This is a genomic window from Mycobacterium sp. SMC-14 (genome assembly GCF_046250075.1).
GTDB lineage: Bacteria > Actinomycetota > Actinomycetes > Mycobacteriales > Mycobacteriaceae > Mycobacterium.
In genome coordinates, this window is sequence record NZ_CP176429.1 from 2,655,189 (window position 1) to 2,671,239 (window position 16,051).

General features: G+C 67.6%; 18 protein-coding genes. 6 read left to right on the forward strand and 12 right to left on the reverse strand.

The window, feature by feature from the left end:
• Positions 1-42: 42 nt before the first annotated feature.
• The 3 genes from ACKY0W_RS12360 to ACKY0W_RS12370 are packed head-to-tail and all read right to left on the reverse strand — an operon-like array spanning position 43 to position 3,519.
• Positions 43-945, reverse strand: coding sequence for an HpcH/HpaI aldolase/citrate lyase family protein (locus ACKY0W_RS12360; RefSeq protein ID WP_409434292.1), 903 nt, complete (start codon positions 943-945; stop codon positions 43-45).
• 25 nt (positions 946-970) lie between these two features.
• Entirely contained in the window at positions 971-2,155 is a 1,185-nt protein-coding gene (locus tag ACKY0W_RS12365) for a CaiB/BaiF CoA transferase family protein (RefSeq protein ID WP_409437764.1), read from the reverse strand.
• Between the two features lie 8 nt (positions 2,156-2,163).
• Positions 2,164-3,519, reverse strand: coding sequence for an LLM class flavin-dependent oxidoreductase (locus ACKY0W_RS12370; RefSeq protein ID WP_409434293.1), 1,356 nt, complete (start codon positions 3,517-3,519; stop codon positions 2,164-2,166).
• 67 nt (positions 3,520-3,586) lie between these two features.
• On the opposite strand from ACKY0W_RS12370, the gene ACKY0W_RS12375 reads away from it, so the two are divergent.
• Together ACKY0W_RS12375 and ACKY0W_RS12380 are read left to right on the forward strand one after the other, a co-directional pair.
• Entirely contained in the window at positions 3,587-4,246 is a 660-nt protein-coding gene (locus ACKY0W_RS12375; RefSeq protein WP_409434294.1) for a GntR family transcriptional regulator, read from the forward strand.
• A 135-nt stretch (positions 4,247-4,381) separates the two neighbouring features.
• Complete coding sequence (locus ACKY0W_RS12380; protein WP_409434295.1) at positions 4,382-5,440, forward strand: histidine phosphatase family protein; 1,059 nt, start codon at positions 4,382-4,384, stop codon at positions 5,438-5,440.
• Between the two features lies 1 nt (position 5,441).
• Here the strand turns inward: ACKY0W_RS12380 and ACKY0W_RS12385 are convergent, their stop codons facing one another.
• Both ACKY0W_RS12385 and ACKY0W_RS12390 read right to left on the reverse strand, forming a co-directional pair.
• A complete protein-coding gene (locus tag ACKY0W_RS12385) occupies positions 5,442-6,779 on the reverse strand; it encodes a replication-associated recombination protein A (protein ID WP_409434296.1) in 1,338 nt (445 codons plus the stop codon).
• A 50-nt stretch (positions 6,780-6,829) separates the two neighbouring features.
• On the reverse strand, positions 6,830-7,939 hold the full coding sequence (locus ACKY0W_RS12390; protein ID WP_409434297.1) for an NDMA-dependent alcohol dehydrogenase: 1,110 nt from the start codon (positions 7,937-7,939) through the stop codon (positions 6,830-6,832).
• Positions 7,940-8,029: 90 nt separating this feature from the next.
• Here ACKY0W_RS12390 and ACKY0W_RS12395 point away from each other — a divergent pair, with 90 nt between their 5' ends.
• Together ACKY0W_RS12395 and ACKY0W_RS12400 are read left to right on the forward strand one after the other, a co-directional pair.
• A complete protein-coding gene (locus tag ACKY0W_RS12395; RefSeq protein WP_409434298.1) occupies positions 8,030-8,302 on the forward strand; it encodes a type II toxin-antitoxin system Phd/YefM family antitoxin in 273 nt (90 codons plus the stop codon).
• Positions 8,299-8,550, forward strand: coding sequence for a type II toxin-antitoxin system RelE family toxin (locus tag ACKY0W_RS12400; protein WP_409434299.1), 252 nt, complete (start codon positions 8,299-8,301; stop codon positions 8,548-8,550). Before ACKY0W_RS12395 ends, ACKY0W_RS12400 begins: the two co-directional genes overlap by 4 nt.
• Before the next feature lie 6 nt (positions 8,551-8,556).
• Here ACKY0W_RS12400 and ACKY0W_RS12405 read toward each other — a convergent pair whose 3' ends face one another.
• Positions 8,557-9,396, reverse strand: a complete 840-nt coding sequence (locus ACKY0W_RS12405; RefSeq protein WP_409434300.1) for a DUF3097 domain-containing protein — start codon at positions 9,394-9,396, stop codon at positions 8,557-8,559.
• Positions 9,397-9,757: 361 nt separating this feature from the next.
• Here ACKY0W_RS12405 and ACKY0W_RS12410 point away from each other — a divergent pair, with 361 nt between their 5' ends.
• A complete protein-coding gene (locus ACKY0W_RS12410; RefSeq protein WP_406759265.1) occupies positions 9,758-10,186 on the forward strand; it encodes a transglycosylase family protein in 429 nt (142 codons plus the stop codon).
• Positions 10,187-10,189: 3 nt separating this feature from the next.
• Here ACKY0W_RS12410 and ACKY0W_RS12415 read toward each other — a convergent pair whose 3' ends face one another.
• Both ACKY0W_RS12415 and aspS read right to left on the reverse strand, forming a co-directional pair.
• The gene (locus tag ACKY0W_RS12415) at positions 10,190-10,603 is read right to left on the reverse strand and encodes a PaaI family thioesterase (protein ID WP_409434301.1); all 414 of its coding nucleotides are present in this window, start codon (positions 10,601-10,603) and stop codon (positions 10,190-10,192) included.
• A 46-nt stretch (positions 10,604-10,649) separates the two neighbouring features.
• Positions 10,650-12,419, reverse strand: coding sequence for an aspartate--tRNA ligase (gene aspS / locus ACKY0W_RS12420; protein ID WP_409434302.1), 1,770 nt, complete (start codon positions 12,417-12,419; stop codon positions 10,650-10,652).
• Between the two features lie 108 nt (positions 12,420-12,527).
• On the opposite strand from aspS, the gene ACKY0W_RS12425 reads away from it, so the two are divergent.
• Complete coding sequence (locus ACKY0W_RS12425; protein ID WP_409434303.1) at positions 12,528-13,625, forward strand: hypothetical protein; 1,098 nt, start codon at positions 12,528-12,530, stop codon at positions 13,623-13,625.
• A 185-nt stretch (positions 13,626-13,810) separates the two neighbouring features.
• Here ACKY0W_RS12425 and ACKY0W_RS12430 read toward each other — a convergent pair whose 3' ends face one another.
• From ACKY0W_RS12430 to ACKY0W_RS12445, 4 genes are all read right to left on the reverse strand, one after another.
• Positions 13,811-14,095: a WXG100 family type VII secretion target gene (locus ACKY0W_RS12430; RefSeq protein WP_047317298.1), complete on the reverse strand. Its 285-nt coding sequence runs from the start codon at positions 14,093-14,095 to the stop codon at positions 13,811-13,813.
• Between the two features lie 14 nt (positions 14,096-14,109).
• Positions 14,110-14,406, reverse strand: coding sequence for a WXG100 family type VII secretion target (locus ACKY0W_RS12435; RefSeq protein WP_047317297.1), 297 nt, complete (start codon positions 14,404-14,406; stop codon positions 14,110-14,112).
• 81 nt (positions 14,407-14,487) lie between these two features.
• Positions 14,488-15,678, reverse strand: a complete 1,191-nt coding sequence (locus ACKY0W_RS12440) for a PPE family protein (RefSeq protein ID WP_409434304.1) — start codon at positions 15,676-15,678, stop codon at positions 14,488-14,490.
• A 14-nt stretch (positions 15,679-15,692) separates the two neighbouring features.
• Complete coding sequence (locus ACKY0W_RS12445; RefSeq protein ID WP_409434305.1) at positions 15,693-15,992, reverse strand: PE family protein; 300 nt, start codon at positions 15,990-15,992, stop codon at positions 15,693-15,695.
• Between the last annotated feature and the right edge of the window lie 59 nt (positions 15,993-16,051).

Below are 16,051 nucleotides of genomic sequence, written 5' to 3' on the forward strand. Positions count from 1 at the left end.
ACCCCGTGACCGTCCGACGTCGCACCTACAGCTCACCGCGGATTACGCCTCGTTGATCAGGGCTACCCGCGCCAGGGTGTGCTGCGCCATCTTCACGTGCGCGGCGTCAACCAGCACCCCGTTGACCCCGACCGCCCCCAACCCCTTCGCCTCGCCCTCGCGGTAGGCGGCCATGTTGCGTTCGGCGAGTGTGATCTCCTGGGCGGTCGGCGAGAACACCGTGTTGGCGACTGGGATCTGAGTGGGGTGGATTGCCCACTTGCCGGTGAAGCCGTACAGCGAAGACCGGCGGGCCTCACGCTCGTAGCCGTCCAGGTCGCCGTAGTCGGGGTAGGGCGAGTCGATGGCGTCGATGCCGGCGATGCGCGCCGCGACCATCACCTTGTTGCGGGCGTAGTGCCAGAAGTCGCCCGGGTAGTCCCAGATCGGGACGAAGTTGGTGTCCACCCGCGCGCCCTGGGACAGTGAGAAGTCGCCGACCCCGAAGATCAGCGCGTCGATCCGGGGGCTGGACTTGGCGATCTCCTCGGCGTTGGCCAGCCCCTCGACCTCCTCGATGAGCACCTCGAGACGGATCTGGCGTTTCAGACCGAGTTTGGCCTCCAGCTGGGTGAGCAGCAGGTCCACCCACCAGACGTCGCGGGCCGTGCAGGCCTTGGGAACCACGATGGTGTCCAGGTTGCGGCCCGCGGCCGTGACGACCTCGATGATGTCGTCGTGGCACCACTGCGTGTCCAGCCCGTTGATCCGGATGGCCCGCGCGGTGCGTCCCCAGTCCAGTTCGTTCAGCGCGGTGATCACCTTGGCGCGGGCGCCGACTTTCTCGGCGGGCGCGGTCGCATCCTCCAGGTCGAGGAAGACCAGGTCGGCCTGTGAAGCAGCCGCCTTGGCGAACATGTTCTCGTTGGCGGCGGGTACGGCCAGCTCGGAACGGCGCAACAGCATCGGGGAATCTCCTTGGGTTCGGGGGTCACAACACGCCGCGGGCGTGCAGGTCGTCGATGTCGGATGGGGTGAGGCCGAGCAGTTCGCGATAGACCTCGGCGTTGTGCTCCCCCAGCCGCGGGCCCAGGTGTTCAACACGCCCGGTCGCGTCGGAGAAGCGCGGCACCGGAGCCTGGACCGTCATGGCCCCCAGTTCGTCGTCGTCGATCTGGACGAAGACCCCGCGGTGCGTCAGCTGCTCGTCGGCGACCAGGTCGGTGATGTCGTACACCGCGGCGGCCGCGACCTGTTCGGCGTCGAAGACGGCCATGGCCTGCTCCAGGGTCTTGGTCGCCACCCAGTCGGCGACCACCTGGTCCACTTCGGCGGCGCGGGCGAGCCGGCGCTGCGGGTCGCTGAAGTCGGCGTCGCCGACCAGGTCGGTGCGCCCGATCGCCCGAAACACCCGCAGCGCCAATGCCGGTGAACTGCCCGACATGGCCAGCCAGCGGCCGTCGGCGGTGCGGTAGGTGTTGCGCGGCGCCGAGATGTCCCAACGGTTGCCGGCCCGGGTCGGCACCAGCCCGAGCTGGTCGTAGCCCAGCAGGGTCTGCTCCAGCAGCCGGGCCAGCGGGTCGATGAGGTTGACGTCGATCAGCTGCCCCGGCCCGCCGTGCACGTCGCGGTGGTACAGCGCCATCATCACGGCGTAGGCGGCGTTCAGCGACGCGACGCCGTCGGCCAGCATGAACGGCGGCAGAGTGGGCGGCCCGTCGGCTTCACCGGTGATGTTGGCGAATCCGCTCATCGCCTCACCGAGGGTCCCGAAGCCGGGCCGTTCACTCTTCGGACCCGAAAGCCCGAAGCCGGTGATGTGCAGCATCACGATGCGGTCGTTGACCGCCCGCAACGCCTCGTAGTCCAGCCCCCAGCCGCGCAGGGTCTGCGGACGGGTGTTCGCGATCACCACGTCGGCGCCGGCCACCAGCTTGCGCACCAACTCTTGGCCTTCGGGCACCCGCAGGTTGCAGGTGATCGAGCGCTTGTTGCGCGACACCGACTTCCACATCAGCCCGACCCCGTCACGCTGGTTGCCCCAGCTGCGGATCGGGTCCCCGGAGCCGGGTTGCTCGACCTTGATGATGTCGGCACCGAACTCGCCGAGGTAGGTGGCCACCAGCGGCGCCGCCGCCAAGGTGGCCAGGTCGAGTACCCGGATGCCGGCCAGCATCTCCCCCGTCATGCCGGTACGGCGGCCGCTGCGGGCCGGGGCAGGCCCAGATGCTCGCGCAGGGTACTGCCCTCATAGTGGGTGCGGAACAGTCCGCGACGCTGCAGCTCAGGAACCACCATCCGGACCACGTCTTCATAGGATCCCGGCGAATGCGTTGCGGCCAAGACGAATCCGTCGCAGGCTCCGCCGTGGAACCACTCCTCCATCTGATCGGCGACTTGGGCCCCGGTACCGACGAAACGCGGGCCCTGCAGCAGCGTGGCCCGATGCCCGGCCAGGTCGCGCAGTGTGATGTCACCGCCGATGTGGGTGCGCAGGTTCTGCACCAGGCCGCGGATTCCCGAGACCGAGGCGATCAACTCGTCGGTGACCGGATCGTCGAGGTTGTGCTGCGCGAAGTCGTAGTTCATCAGCTCCGAAAGCAAGGTGAGCGACGCCATGGGGTGCACCAGGTCGTTGAGCAGGATCTGTTCGCGGTCTTTGGCCTGCGCCTCGGTCTCGCCGACCACCGCGTAGGCCATCGGGCAGAGCTTCACCGTGGCCGGGTCACGTCCCGACTCACCGATCCGTTCCTTTTGATCCGCGTAGTGGCTGCGCGCGACCTCGATGCCCGGGTCTCCGGTGAAGATCAGATCCGCCCAGCGGGACGCGAAATCGCGTCCCCGCCCTGACGATCCGGCCTGCAGGATCACCGGGCGGCCCTGCGGGGTACGCGGCACGGTCAAGGGGCCACGCGAGGAGAAGTACTCGCCGACGTGGTTGAGTGCGTGCACCTTGGACGGATCGGCGAAGATGCCGGCCTGCCGGTCTGCCACGATCGCGCCGTCTTCCCAGGTTTCCCAGAGCCCGGCGACGACGTCGAGGAACTCATCCGCGCGGTCGTAGCGTTCGTCGTGGCTGAGATGACTCTCCAGGCCGTAGTTGTGGGCCTCACTGTCATTGACCGAGGTCACCACGTTCCACGCCGCCCGGCCACCCGACAGGTGATCGAGGCTGGCGAACGTGCGGGCCACGTGGAACGGCGGGTAGTACGTGGTGGAGTACGTGGCGCCCAGACCGATCTTCGAGGTCGCCTGGGCGAGAACACCGAGCACGACGGACAGATCCAGCTTCACCGGCCGCGCGCCGTAGCGGACCGCATCGGCTACCGAACCGCCGTAGATGCCCGGCATCGCCAGCCTGTCGTCGAAGAACATCAGGTCGAAGCAGCCCTCTTCGAGCTGCCGACCGATCTTGGCGTAGTACGAGGCGTCGAGGTAGCCGTGCTCGGTGGCGGGATGGCGCCACGAGCCGGCGTACACCGAGGCGTTGCCGGCTTGCATGAAGGCGACCAGCGCCATCCGATCGGTCCGTTTCGTCATGCCTCATACCTACCATCTGATATATCAGATATCAACTATTGGATTTCAAAGCGTGTAGGCTTCGCCTGTGGCGGCCAACAATGTCGACATCGGGGGCACCGTGCGCGAGCGCGCGGCCCGCGAGCTGCGCAATCGCATCCTCACCGGCGAGCTGGCGCCCGGAACCCGCCTCGACCTCGACGCCATCACCACGGAATTCGCCACCAGCCGCACGCCCGTGCGCGAGGCCCTGCTGGAGTTGTCCTACGAGGGCCTGGTGGAGGTTGCGCCGCGCAGCGGCGTCACGGTGATCGGCATCCGCCCCGAGGACGTGCTGGACAGCTTCACCATCCTGGGCGTGCTGACCGGTCAGGCCGCGGCCTGGGCCGCCGAGCGGATCACCCCCGCCGACGTCGAGCGCCTGCGCACACTGGTCGCCGAAGTCGAGGCGCTGCGCGGCTCGGACGCCATCGGCGACGCCAACTGGGAGTTCCACCAGGAGATTCATCGGGCCGCGCATTCGCCGCAGCTGCTCATCCAGATCCGGCATGCGGCGCGGGTGGTACCGACGAACTTCCTGACGGTGTTCCCCGAACACGAGCACCATTCACTGGAAGACCACCGCAAGCTGGTCGCGGCGCTGGCCGCTGGTGACGCGGAGGCATCGCGCGCCATCGCCGAGCAACACGTCCTCGACGCCGGACGCTCGCTGGCCGATTGGCTGAGCCAGGCCGGCTCAGCCGGCTGACTCTGCGCGTTTGCTGGCAAAAGCCGCCGCAGCCACTGAAAGCCGCGACCGTCGCCGACCCGGATTGCTACCCTCACCTGGGTTTTTCATGAGCGAACTCCGTGACACTGCGTACAGCGATGTTGGAGGCTTGAGATGGTCAACAAGTCCTACTGCTGCACCACCGCCGGGATCACGCTGCTGGGCGCCAGCCTGATCGCGCCGATAGCCGCTCCGCCGCCGCTGCTGCCGGCGCATGCCGTCGCAGACATCGCGCTGACCGCCCAAGACATCGTCATCGATATCGTCCGGCACGCCGAGGACATGGCGCCCGCCAACTCACGGATCCCGTTCTCCCCGGAGTTCCCCGGGGCGGGGATCAGCGATCTGGGCAAGCAGCAGGCCATCGACACCGCCAACCTGATCTTCGGCCAGGTCGGCGGTCCCGGCCACGTCGCCGGACTGTTCTCCGGGCCGGACACCGATGCCCAGGACACCGCGGTGCCATTCGCCACGCTGCAGGGCATGGACCCACAGATCCTCAACGGGCTGGTCGAGGTCGACGGCGGGATCTTCGCCAACCAACCGGTACTGAGCCTGGGCGGCATCTACTACGACCTGGCCGTGGTGCTGTGGATGCTGGGCCTGGTCAACGTCTTTCAGATTCCCGGCGCCGACGAGTACAACGGGGTGGTCGTCAACGACAACTACACCGAGTCCATCAACGCGATGTATGCCGCCGCGCTGGCCAATCCGGTGGTCGGTGACGACGGCAACATCACCGCCGTGGGCTACACCAGCGAAGCGTCGATGATGATCTGGACCATGCTCAACGTGAAGAACCCCGATCCGATGGCGCTGGTCAACGAGCTGATCTCCTCGTTGCAGAACGGCGGATCGCCCGGGCTGGTCCCGAACGCCGGGCTGATCCAGCTCGCGGGAAACCCCGAGGACGGCTGGACGCTGCTCAGTTGGGCCGGGCAAGAGGTCCCGGAGAATCCGGGCGTGCTGGGCGATGCGTTCCTGATCTGGCGCGACCTGGTGCTGCCGCCGCAGGTGGCAGTCGATCACGTTCTCGACGCCCTGATCTCGGGTGACTCGACGGCGGTGGCTGCGGCATTCCAGGACGGCCTGACCGGCATCTCCACGGCGCTGGAAGCACTTCCGGACACGCTGAACAACCTGTTCGCCGACCTCGCCGCCGGCACCTGGTGAGCTAGCGGCGCCGGATGATCGCCCGCAGCCGCGCCAACCGAGAGGCGATCTCGCGTTCGGCTCCCCTGCCGGTCGGCCGGTAGTAGTCCACCCCGACCAGATCGTCGGGTGGATATTGTTGCGGCACAACGCCGTCCGGATGATCGTGGGCGTACCGATAGCCGACCGCATTGCCCAGTGACTGCGCTCCCGCGTAATGCCCGTCGCGCAGATGCGCCGGAACCGCCCCGGCTTTGCCTGCCCTGATGTCGGCCATCGCCGCGCCCAGCGCGGTGGTCACCGCATTGGACTTCGGCGCGGTCGCCAGGTGCACGGTGGCGTGCGCCAGGGTCAGTTGCGCCTCGGGCATACCGATCAGTGCGACCGTCTGCGCGGCGGCCACCGCGGTCTGCAGCGCGGTCGGATCGCCCATCCCGATGTCCTCGCTGGCCAGAATCATCAGCCGGCGGGCGATGAACCGCGGGTCCTCCCCCGCGACCAGCATCCGCGCCAGGTAGTGCAACGCAGCGTCGACGTCGGAGCCGCGCACCGACTTGATGAACGCACTGATGACGTCATAGTGCTGGTCGCCGTCCCGGTCATAACGCACCGCGGCCTGATCCAGGGATCCCTCGACGGTCTCGACGGTCACCCGCTGGCCCGCCTCAGCCGCCACTTCCAGCGCGGTCAAGGCCCGGCGGGCGTCCCCGGCGGCCAGCCGGACCAGCAGGTCGACGGCGTCGGGCGCCACCTCGATACGGCCGGCCAGGCCGCGTTCGTCGTCGATGGCGCGACGCACCACCCTGGCGATGTCCTCGGGACCCAGCGGCCGCAGCTGCAGGATCAGCGACCGGCTCAGCAGTGGGGCGACCACCGAGAACGATGGGTTCTCGGTGGTGGCCGCCACCAGCAGCACCACCCGGTTCTCCACCGCGGCCAGCAATGCGTCCTGCTGGGTTTTGGAGAACCGGTGCACCTCATCGATGAACAACACGGTCTGCTCGCCGTACGCGGCCGCGCGTCGCGCGGTGTCGATCACGGCCCGCACCTCTTTGACCCCGGCACTCAGCGCCGAGAGCGCCTCGAATCGGCGGCCGGTAGCACCGGAGATCAGCGAGGCCAGCGTGGTCTTTCCGGTGCCGGGCGGACCGTAGAGGATGACCGAGGCCGCCCCGGAGCCGTCGACCAGCCGGCGCAGCGGTGAGCCCTGCCCCAGCAGGTGATCCTGGCCGACCACCTCGTCCAGGGACGCGGGCCGCATCCGCACCGCCAACGGCGTGGCGGCGGCGCCGGGCCCATTCGGTTCGGGCGCCGGCGCACCGCTGAGGTCGAACAGTCCGTCGGACACGACTTCAGGCATACCACGCGCACCCGCCGCCCGCTGTTACCCGCCCCGGCGGCGGCGCCGCGTCAGCGGTGCACGATCACCCCGCGGATGTTCTTGCCGTCACGCAGATCCTGGTAACCCTCGTTGACCTGCTCCAGGGTGTAGCGGCGGGTGACCAATTCGTCGAGCTTGAGCTGGCCGGCGTCGTAGAGGCGCAGCAGGCGCACGATGTCGTACTGCGGGTTCGCCCCTCCGAACAGCGTCCCTTTGATCGTCTTGCCGAACAACGCCAACATGGTGCCCGAGACCTGCACGTCGAGGTCCTCCAAGCGGGCCATCGCGGCGATGACGACGGTGCCGCCCTTGCCGACGGTGTTGATCGCGGCGGTCGTGACGGCCTCACCGAGGTCGCCGACGGTGATCAGCGCCTGGTCGGCCATCTGCCCCCAGGTCAGCTCTGCGATCTTGGCCATCGCCTCGTCCGCGGTGGCGAACGCATGCGTGGCGCCCAGCTTCAGGGCGGTCGCGCGTTTGAACTCCACTGGATCGACCGCCACCACGTACTTGGCGCCGGCATGCGCGGCGCCCTGCACGGCGTTGATGCCGACCCCGCCGATGCCGTAGACGACCACGGTGTCCCCGGCGCGCACCCCGCCGTCGTAGTTGGCCGTAGCCCAGCCGGTGGGCACCCCACAGCCGGCCAGCACCGCGGTCTCCAGCGGCAGCCAGTCATCGACCTTGACCACCGAGTGCTGCGAGACGGTCGCCCGCTCGGCGAAGGTGCCCAGCATGCAGAACCCGCCGTAATCGATCCCACCCGCGTGGAACCGGAACGTGCCGTCGGGCATGCAGCCCTCCAGGATGGTGGCCCCCATGTCGCACAGGTTCTGCCGTCCGGTCGAGCAGTACCGGCAACTGCCGCAGCTGGGGATGAAGCAGCACACCACATGATCGCCGGGCTTGACCTTGGTGACCCCGGGGCCGACGTCCTCGATGATCCCGGAGCCCTCATGCCCGCCGACGATCGGGAACCGGGACGGCCAGTCACCGTCGGCCAGGTGCAGGTCCGAATGACACAGTCCGGCCGCGGTGAACTTGATCAGCACCTCGCCCGGACCCGGCCCGTCCAGGTCCAGCTCCATGATCTCGAAGGGCTGGTTGGGCGCATGCGCCACGGCGGCAATTGTTTTCATGCCTGCCATCCAACTCGCCCGGGTGTCCCTTCCGGCCCCGTTCGGCCGGATTACGAAACTGGAGGCCGTCTGCCGAGTAACATGTTTAACATGAGTACGCACAGCCTTCGTGATTTGCGGGCCCAGCTCGGTGCCATCGTGCGCGGCGTCGCTACCTCGGGCGACGAGGCCATCATCACCGACAGCGGAACCGAGATCGCGGTGATCATCTCGATGGCCGATTACGAGCGACTGCATGAACACGCCGACGTCGCAGACGCGCTGCGCCTGCAGGACCTGCGAGCAAAGGCGTTGACCGCCATGTCGCTGGGTGAAATGCTCGATGCCCTCGGCGTCGACGCCGCGGCGTTTGTCGCGTCGTGAAGGTCGCCTTCCACCCCGACGTCCTCAAGCAGTTGCAGCGGCTGCCGCGAGATGCGTTCGAGACCGCGCTGCCGACGATCATCGGGCTCGCCGACAGCCCGCACCCGGCCCGGGCAAAAAAGCTGGTCGGTGGCCACCATGACTGGCGGGTACGGTTCGGGCAGTATCGGATCGTCTACCAGATCGACGATGCCGCAGCCGTGATCACGATCTTCACGGTCGCCAAACGCAGCGACGCCTACCGCTGATCAACCTCAGGCCGTCGTAGTCACGAAGTCGATCAACTCCTCGACCCGTCCGATCAACTCCGGTTCCAGGTCGGTCCAGTCCCGCACCCGGCCCCGGATGCGCTGCCAGGCGGCGGCGATATCCGCCTGCCCGGCGTGCGGCCAGCCCAGCGCGGCGCAGATCCCGTGCTTCCACTCCACGTTGCGCGGGATCTTCGGCCACGTCTGCAAGCCGAGCCGGCCCGGCTTCACCGCCTGCCAGATGTCGACGTAGGGATGCCCGACGATCAGGGTGTGGGCACCGCCCGGCCCGCGGCGCACGGCCTCGGCGATGCGGGTCTCCTTGGACCCGTCCACCAGGTGGTCGACCAGTACCCCGAGTCGTCGGCCGGGCCCGGGCTGGAATTCGGCGACGATGCCGGCCAGGTCGTCGATGCCGCCGAGGTATTCGACCACTACACCTTCGATGCGCAGATCCTCGCCCCAGACCTGCTCGACGAGTTCGGCGTCGTGGCGACCCTCGACGTAGATCCGGCTGGCCAGCGCGACCTTCGCGCGCGCGCCGCGCACCGCCACCGAACCCGACGCCGTCCTGGCCGGCGCCGTAGGTGCGGTCGGGCGCGGCTCGGTCAGAATCACCGGCTTGCCGTCGATCAGGTAGCCGGGGCCGACGGGGAATCCGCGGGTGCGGCCGTGCCGGTCCTCGAGGTCCATCCGTCCGTATGCGACCCGCACGACGGCACCGACATAGCCGCTTTCGGCGTCCTCGACCACCATGCCGCGTTCCACCGGCACCTCGACCGAGCGGACCTTGCGGGCGCTGTGCGGGTTCTCGGCGAGGATGTCGGTTCCATAGCGGTCGGCCACCCGAGGCAGCCTAGGGGCGTCCGGCCGTACCGCCGGGGAACCGGGCGCGCGATTCCGTCAATTTTTTCTCGGCCGGCCCGCGGCCGAGGGTACGCACTCCCCGAGTACCAACTACCACTGCAGTCCCGATAGTCACTTCAGAAACATTGGTAACTCAAAATTTTCTTAATTTCTAAGAGATCTCTCGCAACATACGTAACAATAACAACTTCGTTAACTCAAACAACTGTTGTTTACTTTTGCCTCAATTTATAACAACAAACTCATTTGCATCTTTAGGTGACCAAAATGTGCAATTTCATCATTTATCGCGTTATGCTCGGAAACCTCACTGATAGACACCTATCACGGAGGTTGTGATATGTACCGGAACACGGCACGGCGTGTCGTGCAGCTTGGACGGCGGCAACTGACTTGGGCCACGTCCGGGCTGATCACCGGGGGGATTGTGGGCACGCTGCTGTCCTCGGCAGGCGTTGCCCATGCGGACAACATGGCGATGGGCTGGGATGCGGTCGCACAATGCGAATCGGGCGGCAACTGGGCCGCCGATACCGGCAACGGTTTCTACGGTGGCCTGCAGTTCAAGCCATCGACGTGGCGCGCATTCGGCGGTGTGGGATCTCCGGCGAAGGCATCGCGGGAAGAACAGATTGCCGTCGCCACTCGGGTGCTCGATGAGCAGGGCCCGTATGCCTGGCCGAAATGCGGACCGGGACGCGTATTCCCGTCGTCGGTGAAAGGCTGGGTGCCGCCGGCCATGCGCCAGCTGCTCAAACCGTTCTGGTGAGCCCTACTGCGGCTTCGGCGACAGCACCGCCTGCGTCTGGGTGACCCGGGCGACCAGCTTGCCGTTGCCGTCGCTCAAGTCGGTCTGCACGACGATCGTCGTCCGCCCCACGTGCAGCGGAATGCTGGTCGCTGTGACCGCGCCATCGCGCACCGCGCGGAAGAAGTTGGTCTTCGACTCGATGGTCGAGGTGCTCGCACCCTGCGGCAGATTGACCACCGCGCATACCGCTCCGGCGGTGTCGGCGAACGCCATCAGCGCTCCCCCGTGCAACATCCCGCCGGTGGTGCAGCGCTCCGGGGCCCATGCCATGGTCGCGCGCACCTCTTGCGGTGACAGTTCAGCGATCTCGATCTCCAGCGCCGCCGCGAACGGCATGTTGGCGACGACCAATCGGGCGAACTCAGCCGAATCCATGCCTGCCAGCCTCGCCGACAGTCGCGCCGCTGTCTAGGCGCCCGCCTCAGCGCTGCTGAGGCACTGCGTCGATCCCGGCTTCCTTGCGCTGCGCCGCGGTGATCGGCGCCGGCGCGTCGGTCAGTGGGTCGATGCCGCCGCCGGACTTCGGGAAGGCTATGACCTCGCGGATGGACTCCACCCCGGCCAGCAATGCCACCACCCGGTCCCAGCCGAACGCCAGCCCACCGTGCGGGGGTGCGCCGAAGCTGAACGCGTCAAGCAGGAAGCCGAACTTCTCCTGCGCCGCCGCCTCGTCGATCCCCATCACCTGGAAGACCTGCTGCTGAACGTCGCGGCGGTGGATACGGATCGAGCCGCCGCCGATCTCGTTGCCGTTGCACACCACGTCGTAGGCGTCCGCCAGCACCGCGCCGGGGTCAGTCTCCACGCTGTCGGCGTACTCCGGCTTGGGCGAGGTGAAGGCGTGGTGCACCGCGGTCCAGGCTCCGGAACCGACCGCTACGTCACCGGCGGCAGTGGCGTCGCCGGCGGGCTCGAACAGCGGCGGGTCGACCACCCAGGTGAACGCCCAGGCATCCGGGTCGATCAAGTCCAGACGACGGGCGATCTCACCACGAGCCGCCCCCAGCAACGCCCGGGATCCCTTGGCCGGCCCGGCCGCAAAGAAGATGCAATCCCCCGGTGCGGCACCGACGTGCCCGGCCAGCCCGGCGCGCTCAGCGTCGGTCAGGTTCTTGGCCACCGGACCGGACAGCTCGCCATCCTCGCCGACCAGCACGTACGCCAGGCCCTTGGCCCCGCGCTGCTTGGCCCACTCCTGCCAGCCGTCCAGCGTGCGACGCGGCTGCGACGCCCCGCCGGGCATGACGACAGCACCCACGTAGGGGGCCTGGAAGACCCGGAAGGTGGTGCCAGAGAAGAACTCCGTGCACTCCACCAGTTCCAGGCCGAATCGCAGGTCGGGCTTGTCGGAGCCGAAACGGCGCATCGCGTCGGCGTAGGTCATCCGGGGCAGCGGCAGCGGCAGGTCGCAGCCGATCAGTGCCCACAGCGCCTTGAGTACCTGTTCGGCGATGCCGATCACGTCTTCGGAGTCGACGAAGCTCATCTCCAGGTCCAGCTGGGTGAACTCCGGCTGACGGTCGGCGCGGAAGTCCTCGTCGCGGTAGCAGCGCGCGATCTGGTAGTAGCGCTCCATGCCGGCCACCATCAGCAGCTGCTTGAACAGTTGCGGGCTCTGGGGCAGCGCGTAGAACGAGCCGGGCTGCAGCCGCGCCGGAACCAGGAAGTCGCGGGCGCCCTCCGGGGTCGAGCGGGTCAGCGTGGGCGTTTCTATCTCGACGAACTTCTGCTCGGCCAGCACCGAACGGGCTGCCGCGTTGGCCGCCGAACGAAGCCGCAACGCCGCGCCGGGTCCGTCTTCCCGGCGCAGATCCAGGTAACGGTGCTTGAGCCGGGCTTCCTCGCCGGCGGACTCGTCAAGCTGAAACGGCAGGGCGGCAGACTCGTTGAGAACCGTCAGCCCGGTCGCGTTGATCTCGATGGCCCCGGTGGGCAGATCGGGATTCTCATTGCCCTCGGGGCGGACCTCGACGACACCGGTGACCGCGACGCAGAACTCGGCCCGCAACCGGTGCGCCTGTTCCAGCACGGCGGAGTCGCGGAACACCACCTGCGCCACCCCGGAAGCATCGCGCAGGTCAATGAAGATGACGCCGCCATGGTCACGTCGGCGCGCCACCCAACCGGCAAGCGTGACACTGCGCCCGGCGTCGGTGGCCCGCAGTGAGCCGGCGTCGTGGCTGCGCAGCACGAATACCCCCTTGGTGACGGATTGTTCGGTAACGGTTCGACCGTCGCCAAGTCTAGAGCCCCCTCGTGACACTGCCCCGCGCCGGTCGGTGCTTTAAGCTGGCTCACTGTGACTGACGGCACCGATGACCTCGACTTTGACTACGACGACGAGGACGAAGACGAGGACTACGACGAAGCCGCTGCCCCCAAACAGAACAAGAGCCTCAAATGGGGGTTGGCCGCGGTAGTCGTGCTGGCCGTGGTCGCACTGGTGTTGGTAGCGGTGGTGCTGCTGGGCGGCGACCCCGGCAAGGGTTCGCTGGACGGCTCGGCCTCCAGCCGCAGCGCGGCGACCTCGGGCATCGCCAGCGCGGACGACACCGGTCCGGTCTCGATCATCATGGATGACCCCAGTTGCACCGCGTGGACATCGATCAGCGGCAACTTGTCCAGCACGCTGTCGATGCTGGGCCAGGGCAAGTGGAATGAACGCGATCAGTCGATTCCGGCTTCGGCGTGGAGTGACGAGCAGAAGAAGCAGTACCTGGCCGCCGGCCAGGTGGTCCGCAACGCCGCCGCCCAGACCGTGGGTCTGGTGAAGCTGACTCCACACCGGGTGATGCGCGAACTCTATGAGCAGTTCATCGCCTATGCCCGGACCTTCGTCGAGCACATTCCCACCTACACCGAGCGGGACGCCGCGTTGGCCGGCACCGCGCACAGCGCCGCTTCGGCCCTGGCCGCGATCTGCGCGGCAGCCAACAACGGATCGGCGGCAACCCGCGCGCCGCTCGTCGAATCGCAGACCTCACCCACCAAGACGGCCTCGCCGGGCAACCCCGCCAACCCGCAGCGCTATTTGACCGGATCTAATCCGGTCTGCGCGGACTGGAAGGCAACGCTGGATAAGTTCGGTGTCGACGCCGCCGAATGGCACGGGATCGACCCCAGCATCCCGGGGACCTACTGGAACCCGCAGCAGAAGGCGGTCAACCTGGCCGTCGGGCCCATCATGATCAGCCTGGCCAACAAGATGCAGCAACTGGGTCGCCGCAGCAACAACCCCACCCTGCAGGACTTCGCGGAGCTGTCCGCGCAGTACCGGCGGGCGTTCGTGTTGGCGCTGCCGACCTACGACCCGAACGACAACTATCTGGCCAATGCCGCGACGTTCCTGTCCACCACGGTGCTGGGCGCATGCTCGTCGGCAGCGATCACGGGCTGACCACAACGCGGTAGACAAAGCCGGAAGCGGCCGGGGCAGAACTCGCCCCGGCCGCTTCCGGTTACGCCCAGGCCGCCCCGCACGCCGGCCCGACACCCGACAGCGCCGTTCTCACTCCCGGTAGAACGCAAGGAACCGGCGCAGCCTGCATGCTGCGCCGGTTCCTTGACTGAGATTGGCTTGGGTCAGGCCCAGCTGGAGCCCACCGAAGCGTCGGTGTTGGCCATGTTGTTGCCGGCCGACTGCACCTTCTGACCGTGGGAGTTGGCCTGCTCGTAGATCACCGCGAAGTTGCGACCCAACTGCGCCACAAACTCCTGGCACGCCACCGAACCAGCACCACCCCAAAAATCACCGGCAGCCAGCACATCGTGCACGATCGCCTGGTGCTCAGCCTCCAACGAAGCAGCCTGCGCACGAATCAACGCACCGTGGGCATCCACATCACCGAACTGGTAATTGATCGACATCTGCGGTTCTCCTTCTAGCTCGACAGGATCTGCTGGGAAGCAGCTTCCTGCTGCTCGTAGTGGTTCGCGTCCCGAATCAGCCCGTCACGCACACCGTGCAGCATGTTCACGATGTTGCGAAACGCGGTCTGCATCTGACCCATGGTGTCCATCGAGGTCCGCTCCGCCAGACCACCCCAGCCCGCACCGGAGATGTTCGTCGAGGACGCCCACATCCGACGAGCCTCGTCCTCCACCGTCTGCGCGTGCACATCAAAACGGCCCGCCATCGAACGCATCGCGTCCGGATCAGTCATAAAACGTGTTGCCATGGTTCTTCTCCCTCTTGCTCGAATTCGTTGTGGTAGCCGGGCGCCGACCCGGCGGACACGTGTGTGTTCAGGCCCCTTCCGCTACCCGCCAGCCGGCGAACGGGGCATAACCTTGGGGGCCTTGGCGGCGATCGCGCCCATGCCACGTCCGGCCATCGCGCCCATCATGGCGTGGCCGAACGGGCCGCCCGGCAGTCCTCCCGACATGGTCTGGATCGGGGCGCTGACCGTGGTGGCGGGCAGTACCGGCGCGGCGCGGACCATGCCGTCGGCGGCCGACGCCCAGGCTCCTGGCACCTTCAGCGCGCCCATCGAGGCGGCTTGGCCGAGCTTGGCGGAGATGGCGTTGGTGGCCGAGCTGAAGTGGCCGGCGAGCACACCGACCGCACCCTGCAGCTTGTCGTTGACGAAGTCGCCGATCTGGGTCATCAGGGTGCCGGCGCCCCCGGCGGCCGTCTGTCCGGCCAGCGCGCCCGTCGCTCCGGCCGCGCCGCCCATCCGAGCGAACTGCATCAGCATCGGCAGCAGCCTGACCAACATCATCATGGGCATACTCGCCGAGCTGATGGGCGACATCACCGAGGTGATCGTGGTGTTCGCCACCTTGTCGCCGAACATCGACGACTGGAGACCCATCGCGTCGAGCAGCCCACCGACGGTGGCGAAGTCATAGCCGGGTGTACCGGGGGTGGGAGTTCCGGTGCCGGGGTTGGGACCGCCCTCGGCGGATCCCGGCGTCGAGGACGCCTGCGCGGACTGCGGCGGGTTCGACACCTGCTGCAGTGCGTTGTTGTTGGCCTCGGCAGACCCGCTGTAAGTGTCCATCGCGGCGCCGTCGGTCGCCCACATCACTTCATACTGGTGCTCGGTGGCCTGGATCAGCGGCGTGTTCTGACCGAAGAAATTGGTCGAGATCAGTGCCAGCAGCATCGCCCGGTTGGCCGCGATCACCGCGGGGGGCACCGACGCGGCCCGCGCCGCCTCGAACAGGCCGGCCGCCTGAGTGGCCAGCGCAGCGTTGGTGGCGGCGGTGGCGGAGGCCTGCTCCAGCCAGGCCACATACGGCGCGGTCGAAGCCGTCGCCGCAGCCGCGCCGGCTCCCGTCCAGGTCGAGTCCAGGTTGGCGATCACCGAGTGCGTCGCTGTCGCCGACGTCATCAACTCGCTGGAAAGCTGGGACCACGCCGCCGCGGCTTCCAGTAACGGACCCGAGCCGGGCCCGGTATAGATAAGCCCGGAGTTGATCTCGGGCGGAAAGACGCTGAAACTCATCGATGCGCCCCGCTTCAGCCAGCAGCCGTGGCGTTGACAGCCTCGGTGAAGGCGTAAGCGTTCGCGTTGCCACCCAAGGTGGCCACGATCTGCTGGTGCACCGCCGCCGCCTGCGCGCTGACCTCCTGGAACAGGGATCCGTGAGCCGAGAACTGGGCAGCAGTCATCGCCGACACCAAGTCGGCGGCAGGCGCGGTCACACCCGTGGTGGGAACAGCAGCGGCGGTAACCCCGGCGGTCATCGAGTCGCCGATTCCGGAAAGGCTTCCGGCGGCCGCCGTCAGAATCTCTGGCTGAGCGGTTACGAACGACATTGTTCCTCCTGGGGGGCCTGCAAGCGTCTCGGTGAACTGTTGGGCATTCGAAGTCTGCG